Below are 20,272 nucleotides of genomic sequence, written 5' to 3'. Positions count from 1 at the left end.
AGGAATGGAAAAATAATAGATTTAGCAATGGCATTTATAGGTGGGTGAAGTGTCCAAGTCCCTGAGCTTTTTGATTAATCCCAAGTTTGTATAGCTCTGGAATCATTGTTCTAGGACAGGTATTTTTCTATTCTTAAACCCATCTTATTGACCTTAAATAAAGAAAAATATGTGACTTTATTTGATCTAGTTTGTTAGAATGCACCAATTTTTTTTAACCCTGATTCTGAAATTTAATTGAAAGATTTAGGGTATCCTTACAAAAGGTAACCTATGGCGACAGGAAGAATAGAGAATAGTTCTCAAATCTTAATTCAAGATTCTCAAGAAGTCTTAATAAATAAACAATTTAAAGATTCCTTTAGGTGTAGAATTCTAGCTATAGCGGTAGCTGTTGTGACTTTTGTTGCTGGGGTTGTCCTTTTAGCTTTAACAGTGACTGCTATTTTGGCTTTTGTTCCCTATTTAGTTTTAGCGGCTCTTTTACTGCTTACTGCTCTGGCGTGTGTAGTATTTGCGGTTTTCTCTATTCCTAGTCCTATTTCACATAAAGAAGAAATTGTTATGTGGTTCAAAGAAAGAAAAAATATAGATCTTCAAAAGGAGAAAGAAGACCCAGATCATTTTGGAAGAAACATTACTGAGTCTCAGTGTAATCCATTAGAAGCGTTTAATAACTCTTGTTACACAGTACGAAACAGCCCCACGTTAACAGAAATTTATGATGCTAATAAAAATATTTTCTTTTTTAAAGATTGGGGTCCGTCTACCTTTCCTGATGTAAACGCACAAGAGGAATTGTTAATACGTACTGTGGTTGGTTCCTATTTATTAATTGAGGCAGCTGTGCCAAAATTACCAATGCTTGTAAATGAACTTACTAATCATCTTAGGTCTCCCCTCAAATATGAAAGTCTCTTTAAAAAAAAGGAGGAGGAACTGAGGCGAAAAGCCTTTTTTCTTTTTTCTAATAGAGATCTGGCGACATTTTTTCTTGCTTATACACCAGTGTATGACGGATATTTAACACTGTTTAGAGCGGGAGCAAAACAAATCCTAGTAAGTTACCTTAACCTGAGACGTAATCGCAGTCAGAAGGATTTTTTCACTCCAGGACATTCTTGTTACTATGCTCGCCTAGCCTTTAACCAAACCCGCCAGCTCTATCGTCAGATATTTAATGTAAGAAAGCTTGCTAGTATTTATGCTAATAAGGACAAAGATACTTGTTGTTACCCATGGGCCTTCATTCCTATTTATAATCTGCTGAAAACGGAGGACCTTGGTGATGGTTTTCTTGAACAACAAGACACTACAGCATCTCCAAATAGAAGTGACTATGATAACTTTTTCGGATGATTTTGTTTTATCCTAGGTTTACTACAATCTGAGGGTAGAGATCGCAGCTTTATTAAGAAAGATCCCAAGTCTTACGATACAAAACGATTTTCTTTCTTATCGCGCGGCTTTAGTTTTCTGGAAGAGCATGTCTTGAGTATGATAGCAGGGGCACCAGAGACATCTTTTGAAAATAAAAACTCTCTTTCGCAATACAGGGAGCTAAACTCCATTAAGAGAAAAAAAGAAAAGAGGTAAAGAAAATGTTCGAAGATTCTGTGGAACATTTTCTTTCTACTTTATTTTTTTAATAGCATAAGAGTTTGCTTAACATCTTGTTCACGTTGAAACTCTAGTTCACGGGTTGTTTTTTCTTTTTTCCAAGCTAAAATAGACTTCTTGAATTCTAAATCCCTCTCTCGGAGCTCTAATTCTCGATTTTTTAGTTCTAATTCTCGATTTCGTATGTCGAATTCACGGTTAAAACAATCTATAATCTGAGAAACTTGTCCAGATTGACACACTCTAGAAATATCTTCTAATCTTTGAACCATGCTATTTAAAAAATTCATAACGTATTCCTGAGGGGTCTCTTCAGAACGAATCTCTGAATCAGAAGAAGTACTACAATTTTCCTCAGTCTGCTCCGAATTTTCTTGCTCATTGCAAATTGTATGCAGTTCGTTACATATCTCTTTGCCCTCTTCTATTAGGGTTTCGAGCAACCCACTTAGTTGCGTTATTAACATTTCTGGATTCTCCTCGGTTCTCGATGGAGAAGCGACAACCTCGTTGCAGACTCCTTTTAGGTGACCAGAGAAACTACAGGAGAAAATTAAACTATAAATAAAAAATTTCTTAATCATAAAACTCTAAAGTAATTAATTTAATAAATCGAATTTAAAGGCATTATAGAAATACAAAAATCAAAATACAAAAGAAATTTGCAAATAAGAAAAATAATTAGCAATTCTTTTTTTTATTCATATTTTTGATGATTTTTAAAATCTAAAAACATTTTTTATCAAAATTCATTAAATACAAAAATCTTTGACAACAGGTCATGAGCAGAAAAATCTGTGATTTGAAGGGGGTTTTGCTATCTTCTTTCAATAAATTCTTGTTAGAATATCCTTATTGATAGAATACTGAAAACAATGTTTTTTCTTTATACTATTGTTTTAGATATATAAAGAAAAAATAACTTTTTAATTAAATGTTTGTACACTAATTAAAAGGATTCTTTGGAGTTCTTCTAGAACAAGAAAAACTCTTACTGCCGCACAGTTTTCACAAGAAAACGACTTAAATAAGAAAATCTGAGGAAACTATGTGATGAACCAAGTGGATAAAGAGAAGGGTCGCATATTAACCACATTTACTTTTATAGACTTATTCGCTGGAATGGGGGGATTTCATTTAGCCGCAACCCAAAATGGTGGCACATGTGTTATGGCTTGTGAAATAGATAAAGCTGCTAGAAAAACGTATAGAGCAAACTATAGTGTCACAAACTTTATTGAAGATATCAGGACAATAAACAGTAGCGATGTTCCTAATCACGATTTATTATGTGCTGGATTTCCCTGTCAGCCTTTTTCTCAAGCAGGATTTAAAAGAGGTTTTGAAGATATAAGAGGAACCCTATTTTTCTATATTGCTGACATCATACGTGTAAAACAGCCGAAAGCATTCTTTTTAGAGAATGTTAGGAATATCATATCTCATAATCATGGGGAAACCTTCGAGAAAATACAAGAAACTTTAAAGGGGTTCGGATACTCATTCTTCTATAAGGTTATAAAAGCTTCGGATTTTGGGCTTCCTCAACATCGTCCACGCTTGTTTATGGTTGGATTTAGAAATCGCAAGATCGTATTCCAATTTCCTGAAAAATTATCTTTAAGCATGACCATGAACGATATTTTTGGAAAGCCATGTAATAAAGCTATAGGATTCACTCTTCGAGTCGGAGGACGAGGATCACCAATCAATGATCGAAGGAATTGGGACGGGTATTTTGTTGACGGGAAACCCTATAGATTGCAACCAAAAGATGGACTGAAGATGATGGGGTTCCCTAACGATTTTTCTTTTCCAGTGTCGAATACACAAGCAATGAAACAATTGGGAAATAGTGTCGCTGTCACTGCAGTGAGCAGGACTATCCAGCAAATTCTGAAATACCTTTAAAGTGCTTTCCTTATGAATTGAGGAACCACTCGAACTATGTACCCTCCTACCTTCTTAGGCATAAGGTAAAGATCGTATCAGCCTCTAATTTTTCATAGAAATCAATATTAAGAACAGGCGAGAGATCCTAGGACTTCTTGCATTATTCTTAAATATAAGTATAGGTTTTCTTTCTTAACTGTAAAAATAGTTTTTTTAAATTTATAATGATTTATTTTCATTTAGGATATCTTTAGTTATACAAAACCTAAAATTGAGGGAAAAGTATGTTAAAAAAGCTTTTAATGTGACTTGTGGAGTACGTAGAGGCCTCGTGATCTCCCTAATTTTAGGTATGGGTACCACTCAGATCTCAAAATAAAACGAGCCCTCTTTGTATTAGAGGCCTATACATAAATTTTCTTAGAAAATAGATAGCAAGAAAAACTTGGGGCGGACAGGATTTGAACCTGTGACCTACGGGTTATGAGTCCGCAGCTCTAACCGCTGAGCTACCGCCCCAAATCTAGGACAGGGATGTTAACACATAATTTTCTAATGGTCAAGGGATAACCACTCCAGAATAAAGTGTATTTAAGCTTGATCGGGCTTTAAGTATTGGACTGCTATTTGCTTCATACGCATGAATAGAGATTCTCCGCCATTTAATCTACCAAAAGAAAGATAGGGCGTGAGACGCTGAAAAAAAATTGGTTTACATGTCAAAATTATAGAAGGAGTTTCTCCAGAATATACCTCAGTAAATAAAGAAGCTATCCCAGAAGAAATTAAAGCTTCTGTATAGGTGAAAAAAAATAAAAACCCGTCTTGATATACCTCGTAAAGATATAAATCACTCTGACAACCTACAACTAAATTCTCCTTTAACATCCGTTTCTTGTCAAAAGAGTCATTTGAAGAATTATTTTTCATCAATTTAAGATAAAGGTGATCTTTTTGAAAAGGCTCTGAAAATAGTTTTTCAATAATTTTATGCTGTTTTTTTAAACACTTAGCGTGCTGAAGAGGACAGATAAATTCCAAAATACTTCTCAATGATTTGATTCAATGATACGATCAGGCTCTTGTTTTATTTGCTGTAAAGTTTGAGATAGGGTCATAATGCATTGGTCAGCCCTTGCAATAATATCATCGGGTGTGTTGCGATTCAAATCAAGGTATGTGCTAGGTACACTACATTCTGGCATCGAAAAACTGTAGGGCATAGGTTGGTTTAAGTTTAGCTTCAAAGAGGTGAACGCATTCGCCGCCTCAGGATCTACTTGGTTGCTGCGATGCGCCTCTATAAGTGCATTCAACTGTTTTTGAGTGATCATCTGATGCTTTACTATTTGATGCTGGTTGATTGCCTGCTCAATATTCTCTATCCGTTTTTGGTGAGCCTTGCGATCAATAGCATAGGTAGCTTCGTCTCCTAAACGTGCCCCATAGACGGTATTAATGCTTAATTGATTCCCAATCGAAAAGCCTATAACCAGACCAACAGCCTGAGGAACAGCATAAATCAATGCGGAAATAGAGGCAATAATCGTTGCTAGAAGGATTTGTCGTGTCCCGTTTGGATCTAATTGTAAAATTCCATGGTTTATCAAATTCCATAGACTGTTTACATGCCTATACTTGTTCTCTTTATCTACGCATGTCGCTGTAAAGATTCCAAAAACAACACCAATCCCTAGACCAATCCCTAACCAAATCGTTAAAGTTAAAGCGACCGTATGATGGCATACTAAAATTAATGCCCAAGCTAAAATATAAAGTAATATATATTTCCAATTTCTTTGCACGAACAAGCCAATTTTTTCAGCAGCATTTTTTAAACGAGCTGTCCAAGAAGAAGTACCCTGATTATAGGGTACTATTTTTAGCTCGCTTAATGGATTTAATACTGAAATAGGAGGACTTAGTGGTGTCAGAGATTGTATTGAATTAGGAGAGCTTGATCTAGAAGAACTTTGTCTGTTATTAAATAGTCCGTTAATAGGGTATTGATCAGAAGGTGAAATTCCTTCAGAAGATAGTGGTAAAGACATTTGATAGTTAAAAAATAAAACAATAAGAAATATATATTAAAATAAGAACTTTTTCTTTGTAAACAGAGGTTTTTTCGCTTCTATAACTCCTCTAGTTTACTCAATATTTTATTGGTAGTATTCATGAGGTCTTGTGAAAGGGATTTGACTTTTTCTAAATAACTAATATAATCCTAATGCGTTTATAGAATAGGGGAAATAGAAGAGCACTGTTCTATTTTTTAGGGCTAAATCTACCCACCTGGCCAGCCAATCACAGGCCTAGGCCTAAAAGATTTTGTTAAGGATAATTGATCAATGGCGAAAAAAGAAGATACTCTTGTACTTGAAGGTAAGGTAGAGGAGCTCCTTCCAGGAATGCATTTCCGTGTAGTACTAGAAAACGGTATGCCAGTTACCGCTCATTTGTGCGGAAAAATGCGCATGAGTAATATTCGATTACTTGTTGGAGACCGTGTTACCGTTGAAATGTCCGCTTACGACTTAACAAAAGCAAGGGTTGTCTACAGGCACCGTTAATTGTTTTTTATTGATGTTTTAAAATAAGTGACATAGACTAGGCGGTTCTTTAATACTGAGAAGCAATGCATAATAAGTAGGCCCAGATAGCTCAGTGGTAGAGCACTTGCATGGTAAGCAAGCGGTCGTAGGTTCAATTCCTATTCTGGGCAGAAGGATATGGTTGGAATAATTAATAATTTTTTAAGAGGATTTTGAAATGTCAAAAGAAACTTTTCAACGTAATAAGCCCCATATCAACATTGGGACGATTGGGCACGTTGACCATGGTAAAACTACGCTAACAGCAGCAATCACACGCGCATTATCAGGGGATGGATTGGCGTCTTTCCGTGACTATAGTTCAATTGACAATACTCCCGAAGAAAAGGCTCGTGGAATTACTATCAACGCTTCTCATGTTGAATATGAAACCCCCAATCGTCACTATGCTCACGTAGATTGTCCTGGTCACGCTGACTATGTTAAAAATATGATTACTGGTGCAGCTCAAATGGACGGAGCCATCTTGGTAGTTTCTGCTACAGATGGTGCTATGCCCCAAACTAAGGAGCATATCCTGCTAGCGCGTCAGGTTGGGGTTCCTTATATCGTTGTTTTCTTAAATAAAGTAGATATGATCTCCCAAGAAGATGCTGAACTTATTGATCTTGTTGAGATGGAACTTAGTGAGCTTCTTGAAGAGAAAGGCTACAAAGGTTGTCCTATTATCCGTGGTTCTGCTTTGAAAGCTCTTGAAGGTGATGTAAGTTATATTGAGAAAGTTCGAGAACTTATGCAAGCTGTGGATGACAATATCCCTACACCAGAAAGAGAAATTGACAAGCCTTTTTTAATGCCTATCGAGGATGTATTTTCAATCTCTGGTCGTGGTACCGTAGTTACAGGAAGGATCGAGCGTGGAATCGTTAAAGTTTCTGATAAAGTTCAAATCGTAGGACTAGGAGACACTAAAGAAACTATAGTTACTGGTGTCGAAATGTTCAGAAAAGAACTTCCAGAAGGTCGTGCAGGAGAAAACGTTGGTTTACTTCTCAGAGGCATTGGAAAGAACGATGTTGAAAGAGGCATGGTAGTTTGTCAGCCCAATAGTGTTAAGCCCCACACTAAATTTAAATCAGCCGTTTACGTTTTGCAAAAAGAAGAGGGAGGTCGTCATAAGCCTTTCTTTAGTGGATACAGACCCCAGTTTTTCTTCCGCACTACAGATGTAACAGGAGTCGTTACTCTTCCTGAAGGAGTTGAAATGGTGATGCCTGGAGATAATGTCGAGCTTGATGTTGAACTCATTGGAACAGTGGCCCTTGAAGAAGGAATGAGATTTGCAATTCGTGAAGGCGGTCGTACTATTGGTGCTGGAACAATTTCAAAAATCATTGCTTAAGTGAATGTCGTGATGATAAAAATCATCGCGATTTTCTGGGTGTGTAGCTTAGCTGGTAGAGCAGTGGCCTCCAAAGCCGCCGGTCGGGGGTTCGACTCCCTTCGCACCCGTAAATTTTTAATTTTAATCTAGAAGTTGCTTTATGAAACAACAACAAAATCGTGAGGCTTTATCCCGTAAGCTTGGTACAGCTAAAAAACAAGCCAAGTTTGCAGGAAGTTTTGTAGATGAGATTAAAAAAGTTGAATGGGTAAGCAAAGATGATCTTAAGAAATACGTAAAAGTAATTCTTATCAGTATTTTTGGTTTCGGATTTGCTATTTATTTCGTAGATTTAGTGTTGCGTAAGTCAATCACGTGTTTAGATGGTATAACAACCTTTTTGTTCGGTTAATTGCATGTATAAATGGTATGTCGTTCAAGTTTTTACAGCTCAAGAAAAGAAAGTAAAAAAAGCTTTAGAAGACTTTAAAGAGTCTTCGGGAATGACTGATTTTATACAGGAAATTATCCTTCCTATTGAAAATGTCATGGAAGTGAAGAAGGGGGAACATAAGGTTGTTGAAAAATACATTTGGCCAGGATACCTCTTAATTAAAATGCATCTGACAGACGAGTCGTGGCTTTATGTTAAAAGTACAGCAGGTGTTGTCGAGTTTCTTGGAGGAGGAGTCCCTGTAGCTCTTTCTGAAGAAGAAGTAAGAAGCATCCTAACAGATATAGAAGAAAAGAAATCAGGAGTTGTTCAAAAACATCAATTTGAGATTGGTTCTAGAGTAAAAATTAATGACGGAGTCTTTGTCAATTTTATTGGGATGGTTTCTGAAGTTTTCCATGATAAAGGACGTTTGAGTGTTATGGTTTCTATCTTCGGAAGAGAAACTAGGGTGGATGACTTAGAATTTTGGCAAGTAGAAGAGGTGGCACCAGGACAAGAAAGTGAGTAGATAGGTTGAAATCTGTGTATTCTTATTCCCTATCTTCTTATAATTTTAGTTTTTTGTTTCTTACCCTCTGTTTGTAAGAGGTGTCTCAATGCAAAGTAAGGTTTAGTATGTCGGTTAAAAAGGTAATCAAAATAATTAAGTTGCAAATCCCTGGGGGTAAAGCAAATCCCGCTCCGCCTATAGGACCAGCTTTAGGTGCTGCTGGAGTCAATATTATGGGGTTCTGTAAGGAATTTAATGCTGCAACTCAAGATAGACCTGGAGACCTACTTCCAGTAGTCATCACTGTTTATACCGATAAAACTTTTACTTTCATAACCAAACAGCCTCCAGTCTCCTCTTTAATAAAGAAAACTTTAAATTTAGAATCAGGATCCAAAATTCCTAATCGCAATAAAGTAGGAAAACTTACTCAGGCTCAAGTTGAAGCAATTGCTGAACAAAAAATGAAAGATATGGATATTGTCCTTTTAGAATCTGCGAAACGCATGGTGGAAGGCACTGCCCGTAGTATGGGTATAGACGTAGAATAAATTGTTACTTGTAGAGCTGTAGAATTATGACAAAACATGGAAAACGTATACGAGGTGTCTTAAAGAATTATGATTTTTCAAAATCGTATTCTTTGCAAGAAGCTATAGATATTTTGAAACAATGTCCTCCAGTACGCTTCGATCAAACTGTAGACGTATCTATCAAGTTGGGGATAGATCCTAAAAAGAGCGACCAACAAATTCGTGGGGCAGTTTTTCTACCTAACGGTACGGGAAAAACTTTAAGGGTTTTGGTTTTTGCTTCTGGAAACAAAGTAAAGGAAGCTATTGAAGCTGGTGCAGACTTTGTTGGGAGTGACGATCTTGTTGAAAAAATCAAATCTGGGTGGCTGGAATTTGATGTTGCTGTTGCTACTCCAGACATGATGCGCGAAGTCGGAAAATTAGGAAAAGTCTTAGGACCTAGAAATCTAATGCCTACACCTAAAACAGGGACGGTAACTACAGATGTTGCTAAGGCCGTAGCTGAATTACGCAAAGGAAAAATTGAATTTAAAGCAGATCGCGCAGGTGTGTGTAATGTCGGTGTGGGTAAGCTCTCTTTTGAGAGTAGTCAAATAAAAGAAAATATTGAAGCCCTCAGTTCTGCTTTAATTAAGGCTAAACCTCCTGCAGCTAAGGGTCAGTATTTAGTCTCATTTACTATTTCCTCCACTATGGGACCTGGTATTTCTATAGATACCAGAGAATTAATGGCATCTTGATCTTAAAGAGGGAAAATGAAACAAGAAAAAACATTACTTCTTCAAGAGGTAGAAGACAAAATTTCCGCATCAAAAGGATTCGTTTTATTAAGATACCTTGGATTTACAGCGGCTTATTCTCGAGAATTTCGAAATTCACTTTCTGGAGTTTCTGCAGAATTTGAAGTTTTAAAGAAGAGAATCTTTTTCAAAGCTATAGAAGCTGCAGGTTTGAACATAGACTGTAGTGATACAGATGGACATCTTGGTGTAGTCTTTTCCTATGGGGATCCCGTTTCTGCTGCAAAACAGGTATTGGATTTTAATAAACAACGTAAAGACTCTTTGGTTTTCCTTGCTGGAAGGATGGACAATGCGTTTCTTTCTGGTGCAGAGGTAGAGGCTGTCGCCAAATTGCCATCTCTTAAAGAACTTAGACAGCAGGTTGTTGGTTTATTCGCAGCACCAATGTCTCAAGTTGTAGGAATTATGAATTCTGCCCTTTCTGGAGTGATCTCCTGTATGGATCAAAAGGCAGAAAAGAACTAAGGAATTAAAATCAAAACTCTCAAAATAAGTAAGGGTGACAAAAGTGACAACAGAAAGTTTGGAAACTTTAGTAGAGAAGTTAAGTAATTTAACTGTACTAGAACTCTCTCAATTAAAAAAATTATTAGAAGAGAAGTGGGATGTTACTGCTTCTGCTCCCGTAGTTGCTGTTGCTGCTGCTGGTGGTGGAGAAGCTCCTGCTGTTGCCGAACCTACAGAATTTGCAGTAACCCTCGAAGATGTACCTGCAGATAAAAAAATCGGCGTCTTAAAAGTCGTTAGAGAAGTGACTGGGTTGGCTTTGAAAGAAGCTAAAGAAATGACAGAAGGTTTACCTAAAACTGTTAAAGAAAAAACCTCTAAAACTGATGCTGAAGATACTGTTAAGAAGTTACAAGACGCTGGTGCAAAAGCCTCATTTAAGGGACTGTAATTTATAGAAAAGAAAAATTATATTGATTTTTCTTTTCTTTTCTTTTCATGTATAAAAAACCTAATGCTCCCTTTATAAGTATACGTAGGCTTGATTTAGGGAAATTTTGTCGCATCAAAATAGCAGGAGAGCTCGCATGTTCAAGTGCCCTGAACGGGTCAGTGTTAAAAAAAAGGAAAATATCCTAGACCTTCCAAATCTTATCGAAATCCAAATTAAGTCTTATAAGCAGTTTCTTCAAATTGGAAAATTAGCAGAAGAAAGAGAAAATATCGGTTTAGAAGAGGTTTTTAGGGAAATTTTTCCCATTAAATCTTATAACGAAGCCACCGTTCTTGAGTACCTTTCATATAATTTGGGTGTGCCAAAATATTCTCCAGAAGAATGTATCCGTAGAGGAATTACCTATAGCGTTACTTTAAAAGTCCGTTTTCGTTTAACTGATGAAACAGGAATAAAAGAAGAAGAAGTCTATATGGGAACAATTCCTCTTATGACTGATAAAGGGACATTTATTATTAATGGAGCAGAAAGAGTCGTTGTTTCCCAGGTTCATCGTTCTCCAGGAATTAACTTTGAACAAGAAAAGCATTCCAAGGGAAATATTTTATTCTCTTTCAGAATTATTCCTTATCGTGGAAGCTGGCTCGAAGCTATTTTCGATATTAATGACCTAATTTATATCCATATTGATAGAAAAAAACGTCGAAGAAAAATTCTAGCAATAACCTTTATCCGAGCTCTTGGATATTCTTCTGATGCAGATATCATTGAAGAATTTTTTACAATAGAGGAAAGCGCTCTTAGAAGCGAGAAAGACTTTGCCCTTCTTGTTGGAAGGATTTTAGCAGATAATATCGTTGATGAAGTCTCTTCTTTAGTTTATGGAAAAGCTGGAGAAAAATTAAGCACAGCTATGTTGAAGCGGATGCTTGATGCTGGAATTTCTTCTGTTAAGATTGCGATAGACGCTGATGAAAACCATCCTATTATCAAAATGTTGGCCAAAGATCCTACGGATTCTTACGAAGCTGCCTTAAAAGATTTTTATCGTAGACTACGTCCAGGAGAGCCTGCAACTCTAGCTAATGCGCGTTCTACTATCATGAGATTGTTCTTTGATCCTAAACGTTATAATCTAGGACGCGTAGGGCGTTATAAGCTCAATCGTAAACTAGGCTTTTCCATGGATGAAGAAGCCCTATCTCAAGTTACTTTAAGAAAAGAAGATGTTATTGGGGCACTCAAGTATCTGATTCGTTTAAAAATGGGTGATGAGAAAGCTTGCGTAGACGATATTGACCATCTTGCGAATCGACGAGTCCGTTCTGTTGGAGAACTCATTCAAAATCAGTGCCGTTCAGGACTTGCTAGAATGGAGAAAATTGTTAGAGAAAGAATGAATTTATTTGATTTCTCTTCAGATACATTGACTCCAGGAAAAGTTGTCTCTGCTAAAGGTCTTGCTAGCGTATTAAAAGATTTCTTTGGTCGTTCCCAACTCTCCCAGTTTATGGACCAAACGAACCCTGTAGCTGAGTTAACTCACAAACGACGTCTTTCTGCATTGGGTCCAGGGGGGCTGAATAGAGAGCGAGCGGGGTTTGAAGTTCGTGACGTCCATGCGAGTCATTATGGACGCATTTGTCCTATTGAAACTCCCGAAGGTCCCAATATCGGTCTCATTACGTCTCTTTCGTCTTTTGCTAAAATTAACGAATTTGGATTCATTGAAACTCCTTATAGAATTGTAAGAGATGGAATCGTAACAGATGAAATTGAATACATGACAGCTGATGTTGAAGAAGAATGTGTTATTGCACAGGCTTCAGCAAGTTTGGATGAGTATAATATGTTTACGGAACCCGTATGTTGGGTACGTTATGCTGGAGAAGCTTTTGAAGCAGATACAGAGACTGTAACGCATATGGATGTTTCTCCAAAGCAGTTAGTTTCTATTGTTACAGGACTCATCCCTTTCTTAGAACATGATGATGCGAACCGTGCTTTGATGGGCTCTAATATGCAACGTCAAGCTGTGCCTCTACTTAAAACTGAAGCTCCTGTGGTTGGTACAGGATTAGAATGTCGTGCTGCTAAAGATTCTGGAGCCATTATTGTCGCAGAAGAAGACGGTGTTGTTGACTTTGTTGATGGTTACAAAATTGTTGTTGCTGCAAAACACAATCCTACAATTAAACGTACTTATTATCTGAAAAAGTTCCTTAGATCTAATTCAGGAACTTGTATTAATCAGCAGCCTTTATGCGCAGTCGGTGATATCATAACTAAAGGTGATGTGATTGCTGATGGACCCGCAACTGATCGTGGTGAACTTGCTTTAGGTAAGAATGTCCTTGTAGCCTTTATGCCTTGGTATGGATACAACTTCGAAGATGCGATTATTATCTCTGAAAAATTGATCAGAGAGGATGCCTACACCTCTATTTATATTGAAGAGTTTGAATTAACAGCCCGGGATACGAAACTAGGAAAAGAAGAGATCACTCGTGATATTCCTAATGTATCTGATGAAGTGTTAGCCAATCTTGGTGAGGATGGTATTATTCGTATCGGTGCTGAAGTTAAACCTGGGGATATTCTTGTTGGTAAGATTACACCAAAATCAGAAACAGAATTAGCTCCAGAGGAGCGTTTATTACGTGCTATTTTTGGTGAAAAAGCTGCTGATGTTAAAGATGCATCTTTAACAGTACCTCCAGGAACTGAGGGCGTTGTTATGGATGTTAAAGTCTTCAGTAGAAAAGATAGGTTGTCAAAGAGTGATGACGAACTTGTAGAAGAAGCTGTTCATCTTAAAGATTTGCAAAAAGGATATAAAAACCAAGTTGCAATGTTAAAGACCGAATATCGTGAGAAGTTAGGAGCTCTCTTATTAAATGAGAAAGCACCAGCAGCAATTATTCATCGTCGTACGGCAGAAATCGTTGTTCACGAAGGTCTACTCTTTGATCAAGAAACGATAGAACGGATAGAACAAGAAGATCTCATTGATCTTTTGATGCCTAATTGTGAAATGTATGAAGTTTTGAAGGGACTTTTATCGGATTATGAAACTTCCTTGGAGCGATTAGAAATCAATTATAAGACAGAAGTAGAGCATATTCGTGAGGGGGATGCAGATTTAGATCACGGTGTAATTCGCCAAGTTAAAGTCTATGTTGCCTCTAAGAGAAAACTTCAGGTTGGAGATAAAATGGCTGGGCGACACGGAAATAAAGGTGTTGTTTCCAAAATCGTTCCTGAAGCCGATATGCCCTATCTTTCTAATGGAGAAACTGTACAAATGATCCTGAACCCGTTGGGGGTGCCTTCGAGGATGAACCTTGGACAGGTATTAGAAACTCACTTGGGTTATGTAGCAAAAACCGCAGATATTTACGTAAAAACTCCTGTATTTGAAGGATTCCCTGAACAACGTATCTGGGATATGATGATAGAACAAGGATTACCAAAAGATGGTAAGTCCTTTTTATATGATGGCAAGACTGGCGAACGCTTTGATAACAAGGTAGTTATAGGCTATATCTATATGTTAAAGCTCAGTCACTTGATTGCTGATAAGATTCACGCAAGATCAATAGGGCCATATTCTCTAGTCACGCAACAACCTCTTGGCGGTAAAGCCCAGATGGGAGGGCAAAGATTCGGGGAAATGGAAGTTTGGGCGCTAGAAGCATACGGAGTTGCTCATATGCTTCAAGAAATTTTAACGGTGAAATCTGATGATGTCTCAGGAAGAACAAGGATTTATGAATCTATTGTTAAGGGAGAAAACCTCTTAAGATCAGGAACGCCTGAGTCGTTCAATGTGCTGATTAAAGAGATGCAGGGCCTAGGACTTGATGTTCGTCCTATGGTTGTAGACGCTTAAAAAATGACGTTTTGGAGAAAATAATGTTCGGAGAAAATTCTCGAGACATTGGAATCCTTTCTAAAGAAGGACTATTTGATAAATTAGAGATAGGCATAGCTTCAGATATTACAATTCGGGATAAATGGTCTTGTGGAGAAATCAAAAAGCCAGAAACTATAAATTATCGTACTTTTAAACCTGAAAAGGGTGGTCTATTTTGTGAAAAGATCTTTGGTCCTACTAAAGATTGGGAGTGTTGTTGCGGAAAATACAAAAAAATTAAACATAAAGGTATTGTTTGTGATCGATGTGGAGTTGAAGTCACTCTTTCAAAAGTACGTCGTGAACGTATGGCTCATATCGAATTAGCTGTTCCTATTGTGCATATTTGGTTTTTCAAAACTACCCCATCACGAATTGGTAATGTTCTTGGAATGACAGCCTCGGATCTTGAGCGAGTCATTTATTATGAAGAATATGTAGTTATTGATCCAGGTAAGACAGATCTAACTAAAAAACAACTTCTTAATGATGCGCAATATCGTGAAGTTGTTGAGAAGTGGAGCAAGGATGCCTTTGTTGCTAAAATGGGCGGCGAAGCTATTTATGACTTGCTTAAGTCTGAAGATCTCCAAAGTTTGCTTAAAGATCTTAAAGAGCGTTTACGGAAAACAAAATCCCAGCAAGCTCGAATGAAGTTAGCCAAACGTCTCAAAATTATCGAAGGGTTTGTTTCTTCATCCAATCATCCTGAGTGGATGGTATTAAAAAATATTCCAGTAGTTCCACCAGATCTCCGTCCTCTTGTTCCTTTAGATGGCGGACGTTTCGCAACCTCTGATCTAAATGATCTCTACCGTCGTGTAATTAATCGTAACAATCGTCTTAAAGCCATCTTACGTTTAAAAACACCAGAGGTAATCGTCCGCAATGAAAAGCGTATGCTCCAAGAAGCTGTTGACGCTCTTTTTGATAACGGTCGACATGGTCATCCTGTCATGGGCGCTGGAAATCGACCATTGAAATCCTTGTCAGAAATGCTAAAGGGAAAAAATGGACGTTTTCGTCAAAATCTTTTGGGGAAACGTGTTGACTACTCTGGACGTTCTGTAATTATTGTTGGTCCTGAATTGAAATTTAATCAATGCGGATTACCTAAGGAAATGGCTTTAGAGCTATTTGAACCCTTTATTATTAAAAGACTGAAAGATCAAGGCAGTGTTTATACAATTCGTTCTGCTAAGAAAATGATTCAACGAGGAGCCCCAGAAGTTTGGGACGTTCTTGAAGAGATTATTAAGGGACATCCAGTGCTTTTGAACCGAGCACCTACATTACACCGCTTAGGAATACAGGCTTTTGAACCCGTATTAATAGAAGGTAAAGCGATTCGTGTACATCCTCTAGTTTGTGCAGCGTTTAACGCTGACTTCGACGGAGACCAAATGGCCGTCCATGTTCCTCTGTCTGTAGAGGCACAACTAGAAGCAAAAGTTTTAATGATGGCTCCAGACAACATCTTTCTTCCTTCCTCAGGAAAGCCTGTTGCTATTCCTTCAAAAGATATGACTTTGGGATTGTATTATCTGATGGCAGATCCTACCTATTTTCCTGAAGAGCACGGAGGGAAAACCAAGGTCTTTAAAGACGAAATTGAAGTATTGCGGGCTTTAAATAATGGTGGATTTATTGATGATGTTTTTGGAGCTCGTCGTGATGAAACAGGACGCGGTATCCATATTCATGAAAAAATCAAAGTACGTATTGACGGACAAATCATTGAGACAACTCCTGGAAGGGTATTGTTCAATAGAATCGTCCCTAAAGAACTAGGGTTCCAAAATTACAGCATGCCAAGTAAACGTATAAGCGAGCTTATTTTACAGTGTTATAAGAAAGTCGGTTTAGAAGCTACTGTGCGTTTTTTGGATGATCTTAAGGATCTTGGATTTATTCAAGCTACCAAAGCTGCAATCTCTATGGGATTGAAGGATGTTCGTATTCCCGACATTAAGAGTGATATTCTTCAAGATGCTTACGATAAGGTTGCTATTGTCAAGAAACAATATGATGATGGGATAATTACAGAAGGAGAGCGTCACTCTAAAACAATTAGTATTTGGACTGAAGTTTCAGAGCAGCTTTCGGACGCTCTTTATGTTGAAATTAGTAAACAAACAAGCAGCAAACATAATCCTCTGTTCTTGATGATTGATTCTGGAGCACGAGGTAATAAGTCCCAATTGAAACAGTTGGGAGCATTGCGGGGGTTAATGGCAAAGCCAAACGGAGCTATCATTGAATCTCCAATTACTTCGAATTTTAGAGAAGGATTGACAGTTTTAGAGTATTCGATCTCCTCACACGGTGCAAGAAAAGGTTTAGCGGATACAGCCCTAAAAACTGCAGACTCTGGATATTTAACACGTAGACTTGTAGACGTAGCCCAAGATGTTATCATTACAGAGAAAGATTGTGGTACGTTGAATCACATTGAGATTTCTGCGATATGTCAAGGTTCTGAAGAACTCTTACTTCTTAAGGATCGTATTTATGGACGTACCGTAGCTGAAGATGTCTATCAACCAGGCGATAAAAGTCGTCTACTTGCTCAGTCTGGTGATGTACTCAATTCCTTACAAGCAGAGGCGATTGACGATGCTGGTATTGAGATGATTAAGATTCGTTCCACATTAACATGTGAAAGTTCTCGCGGAGTTTGTGCGAAATGTTACGGTCTCAATTTAGCTAACGGTAGACTCATTGGTATGGGTGAAGCTGTTGGTATTATTGCTGCTCAGTCTATTGGAGAGCCAGGAACTCAGCTGACAATGAGAACCTTCCATCTAGGAGGTATCGCGGCAACGTCTTCAACTCCTGAGATTATTACAAATAGTGATGGTATCTTAGTCTATATGGATCTTCGCGTTGTTCAAGGGCAAGAAGGTCATAATCTTGTCTTGAATAAAAAAGGCGCTCTACATGTTGTCCGTGATGAAGGTCGTACTCTGAATGAGTATAAGAAGTTGCTTTCAACCAAATCCATAGAAAGCTTAGAGGTGTTTCCTGTAGAACTAGGAGTAAAAATTCTTGTTGCTGATGGAACGCATGTTTCTCAAGGACAAAGAATAGCAGAGGTTGAATTACATAATATTCCTATTATTTGTGATAAGCCTGGCTTTGTTAAATACGAAGATTTAGTCGAGGGAATCTCTACCGAAAAGGTTGTTAACAAGAATACAGGACTTGTTGAACTTATTGTGAAACAACATCGCGGGGAGCTGCACCCTCAAATTGCAATTTATGATGACGCAGACTTATCAGAACTTGTCGGAACCTATGCAATTCCTTCAGGAGCGATCATTTCCATAGAAGAGGGACAGAAGGTTGATCCAGGTATGTTGCTAGCTAGACTACCTCGTGGAGCTATCAAAACAAAAGATATTACTGGTGGCTTGCCTCGTGTTGCTGAGTTAGTAGAAGCTCGTAAGCCTGAAGATGCTGCTGATATTGCGAAAATTGACGGCGTTGTTGATTTCAAAGGGATTCAAAAGAACAAGCGTATTCTTGTTGTCTGTGATGAAATTACAGGTATGGAAGAAGAGCATCTTATTCCGTTAACTAAACATCTAATTGTACAGCGGGGAGATAGTGTCATGAAGGGGCAACAGCTTACCGACGGTTTAGTTGTTCCTCATGAGATCCTGGAAATTTGCGGAGTTCGTGAACTTCAGAAGTACCTTGTAAATGAGGTGCAAGAGGTATACCGTCTCCAAGGGGTCGATATCAATGATAAGCATATTGAAATTATTGTGCGTCAGATGCTACAAAAAGTGCGCATTACTGATCCAGGTGATACAACACTGCTCTTTGGTGAAGATGTTAATAAGAAAGAGTTTTATGAAGAAAATCGTCGTACGGAAGAAGATGGTGGTAAGCCAGCTCAAGCTGTCCCTGTCCTATTAGGAATTACTAAAGCTTCTTTGGGTACAGAGTCATTTATATCAGCGGCTTCCTTCCAAGACACCACTCGTGTCTTAACAGATGCAGCTTGTTGTAGTAAGACTGACTACCTTCTAGGATTTAAGGAAAATGTCATCATGGGTCATATGATCCCTGGTGGTACAGGCTTTGAAACGCATAAGCGGATTAAGCAGTACCTAGAAAAAGAACAAGAAGATCTAGTTTTTGATTTTGTTAGTGAAACAGAGTGTGTTTGTTAACTAGGTAATACAGGATTTTGTCAAGGAGGTCATAAACATAACCTCCTTGATAGGAATAATTTTTTTTGTTAACTTTGCCTAGAGATCAACAGTGATGCCAAGGGTGCCTATGTCTAACCAATTTGATCAATTAAAGAAGTTGAGCACTATCGTTTGTGATAGCGGAGACCCAGAGCTAGTTAAAGCGTCAGGATCCCAAGATGCTACAACCAATCCCTCTTTGATCTTAAAAGTGGCCCAAGAACCCAAATTTCAAGAACTTTTGAATGAGGCCGTAGTTTGGGGAATCCGTCAAAATGGCGATGATGTTCAGACCCTCTCCTTTATTTTAGACAAAATTCAGGTTAATTTTGCTTTAGAAATTATCAAAAATATTCCTGGTAGAATTTCTATCGAAATTGATGCTAGACTTTCTTTCAACGTTGAAGCTATGGTACAGCGTGCTGTATTTCTTTCGCAGCTTTTCGAAGCTATGGGAGGAGATAAAAAGCGCCTGTTAGTGAAAATTCCTGGAACTTGGGAAGGTATTCGAGCTGTTGAGTTTTTAGAAGCAAAGGGCATAGCATGTAATGTCACTTTGATTTTTAATTTAGTTCAAGCGATTACAGCTGCTAAGGCTAAAGCAACTTTAATTTCTCCTTTTGTCGGCCGTATTTATGATTGGTGGATTGCTGCTTATGGTGATGAGGGTTACTCTATAGACGCAGATCCAGGGGTCGCTTCAGTATCAAATATTTATGCGTATTACAAAAAATTTGGTATTCCTACCCAAATTATGGCAGCCTCTTTTCGTACAAAAGAACAGGTATTAGCATTAGCTGGTTGTGACCTTTTAACGATATCTCCCAAGTTGCTGGATGAGCTAAAGAAATCTCAGGATCCAGTAAAAAAAGAATTGGATCCTGCAGAAGCTAAAAAGTTAGATGTACAGCCAATAGAGCTCACAGAAAGTGTTTTTCGCTTTTTAATGAATGAGGATGCTATGGCAACAGAAAAACTTGCTGAAGGAATTCGGATATTTGCAGGAGATACTCAAATTCTTGAGACTGCAATTACAGAGTTTATGAAGCAAATTGCCGCAGAAGGTGCGTAATTGCTTAATAAATTAAGCCGATTTTGAGGATACCACCTTAAAGGCAAATGAAAAATAAGTAAGATGGACTATAAATCGCAATTAGCATTTTCTTGCCCCTGTTGTTGCAAAGGCAATATTTGTTTCTCAGTTTTTAATTTAGACGTTGTTTTAACGTGTGCTATATGTTCTTCTACCTATACATTTGATTCTGTCATACGTAATGAGATTCGCCAATTTGTAGCACTCTGTAAAAGAATACAGGATGCTAATTCTATACTTGGAAGTGCGATTGTGTCGGTATCGGTAGAAGATAATCAAATGGATATCCCCTTCCAACTACTATTTTCTCGTTTCCCTGTGGTATTAAATCTCTCTTTAGAGGGAAAGAAGATAGCAATTCGCTTTCTCTTTGATGCTTTAAATAAAAGTATCTTACACCAAGAAAGCAATCCTATTTCTTAACC

17 protein-coding genes and 3 tRNA genes are annotated in these 20,272 nt (G+C 37.8%); 16 read left to right on the top strand and 4 right to left on the bottom strand.

Annotated elements, in window-relative coordinates:
• The first annotated feature begins 273 nt into the window (after positions 1-273).
• A complete protein-coding gene (locus tag CMV32_RS00725; protein ID WP_100934037.1) occupies positions 274-1,359 on the top strand; it encodes a hypothetical protein in 1,086 nt (361 codons plus the stop codon).
• Positions 1,360-1,637: 278 nt separating this feature from the next.
• Here the strand turns inward: CMV32_RS00725 and CMV32_RS00715 are convergent, their stop codons facing one another.
• Positions 1,638-2,087: a hypothetical protein gene (locus CMV32_RS00715; protein WP_239923121.1), complete on the bottom strand. Its 450-nt coding sequence runs from the start codon at positions 2,085-2,087 to the stop codon at positions 1,638-1,640.
• A 586-nt stretch (positions 2,088-2,673) separates the two neighbouring features.
• On the opposite strand from CMV32_RS00715, the gene CMV32_RS00710 reads away from it, so the two are divergent.
• Positions 2,674-3,531 carry a DNA cytosine methyltransferase gene (locus CMV32_RS00710; RefSeq protein WP_100934034.1) on the top strand — a complete coding sequence of 286 codons (858 nt, stop codon included), beginning with the start codon at positions 2,674-2,676 and terminating at the stop codon, positions 3,529-3,531.
• Between the two features lie 428 nt (positions 3,532-3,959).
• Here the strand turns inward: CMV32_RS00710 and CMV32_RS00705 are convergent.
• The 3 genes from CMV32_RS00705 to CMV32_RS00695 form a co-directional block, all read right to left on the bottom strand.
• Positions 3,960-4,032, bottom strand: a tRNA-Ile gene (locus tag CMV32_RS00705).
• Positions 4,033-4,104: 72 nt separating this feature from the next.
• Positions 4,105-4,554 carry a SufE family protein gene (locus CMV32_RS00700; protein WP_100934334.1) on the bottom strand — a complete coding sequence of 150 codons (450 nt, stop codon included), beginning with the start codon at positions 4,552-4,554 and terminating at the stop codon, positions 4,105-4,107.
• An 8-nt stretch (positions 4,555-4,562) separates the two neighbouring features.
• Complete coding sequence (locus tag CMV32_RS00695) at positions 4,563-5,564, bottom strand: hypothetical protein (protein ID WP_100934033.1); 1,002 nt, start codon at positions 5,562-5,564, stop codon at positions 4,563-4,565.
• 297 nt (positions 5,565-5,861) lie between these two features.
• Here CMV32_RS00695 and infA point away from each other — a divergent pair, with 297 nt between their 5' ends.
• The 14 genes from infA (at position 5,862) to CMV32_RS00625 (ending at position 20,270) form a co-directional block, all read left to right on the top strand.
• The gene (infA, locus tag CMV32_RS00690) at positions 5,862-6,083 is read left to right on the top strand and encodes a translation initiation factor IF-1 (protein ID WP_100934032.1); all 222 of its coding nucleotides are present in this window, start codon (positions 5,862-5,864) and stop codon (positions 6,081-6,083) included.
• An 80-nt stretch (positions 6,084-6,163) separates the two neighbouring features.
• A tRNA-Thr gene (locus CMV32_RS00685) sits at positions 6,164-6,235 on the top strand.
• Between the two features lie 47 nt (positions 6,236-6,282).
• A complete protein-coding gene (tuf, locus tag CMV32_RS00680; protein WP_100934031.1) occupies positions 6,283-7,467 on the top strand; it encodes an elongation factor Tu in 1,185 nt (394 codons plus the stop codon).
• A 37-nt stretch (positions 7,468-7,504) separates the two neighbouring features.
• A tRNA-Trp gene (locus CMV32_RS00675) sits at positions 7,505-7,577 on the top strand.
• A gap of 32 nt (positions 7,578-7,609) precedes the next feature.
• Positions 7,610-7,861, top strand: a complete 252-nt coding sequence (gene secE, locus CMV32_RS00670) for a preprotein translocase subunit SecE (RefSeq protein ID WP_100934030.1) — start codon at positions 7,610-7,612, stop codon at positions 7,859-7,861.
• 4 nt (positions 7,862-7,865) lie between these two features.
• Positions 7,866-8,414: a transcription termination/antitermination protein NusG gene (nusG, locus tag CMV32_RS00665; RefSeq protein ID WP_100934029.1), complete on the top strand. Its 549-nt coding sequence runs from the start codon at positions 7,866-7,868 to the stop codon at positions 8,412-8,414.
• A 107-nt stretch (positions 8,415-8,521) separates the two neighbouring features.
• Entirely contained in the window at positions 8,522-8,947 is a 426-nt protein-coding gene (rplK, locus tag CMV32_RS00660) for a 50S ribosomal protein L11 (protein ID WP_100934028.1), read from the top strand.
• Between the two features lie 26 nt (positions 8,948-8,973).
• On the top strand, positions 8,974-9,672 hold the full coding sequence (gene rplA, locus CMV32_RS00655; protein ID WP_100934027.1) for a 50S ribosomal protein L1: 699 nt from the start codon (positions 8,974-8,976) through the stop codon (positions 9,670-9,672).
• A 15-nt stretch (positions 9,673-9,687) separates the two neighbouring features.
• A complete protein-coding gene (gene rplJ / locus CMV32_RS00650; RefSeq protein WP_100934026.1) occupies positions 9,688-10,200 on the top strand; it encodes a 50S ribosomal protein L10 in 513 nt (170 codons plus the stop codon).
• Positions 10,201-10,243: 43 nt separating this feature from the next.
• Complete coding sequence (gene rplL, locus CMV32_RS00645) at positions 10,244-10,633, top strand: 50S ribosomal protein L7/L12 (protein WP_100934333.1); 390 nt, start codon at positions 10,244-10,246, stop codon at positions 10,631-10,633.
• A 136-nt stretch (positions 10,634-10,769) separates the two neighbouring features.
• Positions 10,770-14,528 carry a DNA-directed RNA polymerase subunit beta gene (rpoB, locus tag CMV32_RS00640; RefSeq protein ID WP_100934025.1) on the top strand — a complete coding sequence of 1,253 codons (3,759 nt, stop codon included), beginning with the start codon at positions 10,770-10,772 and terminating at the stop codon, positions 14,526-14,528.
• A 23-nt stretch (positions 14,529-14,551) separates the two neighbouring features.
• Complete coding sequence (rpoC, locus tag CMV32_RS00635; protein ID WP_100934024.1) at positions 14,552-18,733, top strand: DNA-directed RNA polymerase subunit beta'; 4,182 nt, start codon at positions 14,552-14,554, stop codon at positions 18,731-18,733.
• A gap of 109 nt (positions 18,734-18,842) precedes the next feature.
• Positions 18,843-19,826: a transaldolase gene (gene tal, locus CMV32_RS00630; protein ID WP_100934023.1), complete on the top strand. Its 984-nt coding sequence runs from the start codon at positions 18,843-18,845 to the stop codon at positions 19,824-19,826.
• Positions 19,827-19,889: 63 nt separating this feature from the next.
• Entirely contained in the window at positions 19,890-20,270 is a 381-nt protein-coding gene (locus CMV32_RS00625) for a ferredoxin (RefSeq protein WP_100934022.1), read from the top strand.
• Positions 20,271-20,272: the final 2 nt, after the last annotated feature.

This window comes from Candidatus Chlamydia corallus (assembly GCF_002817655.1).
GTDB lineage: Bacteria > Chlamydiota > Chlamydiia > Chlamydiales > Chlamydiaceae > Chlamydia > Chlamydia corallus.
Note: the sequence above shows the minus strand (reverse complement) of the source record. Positions and strands in the feature narration are given on the sequence as shown.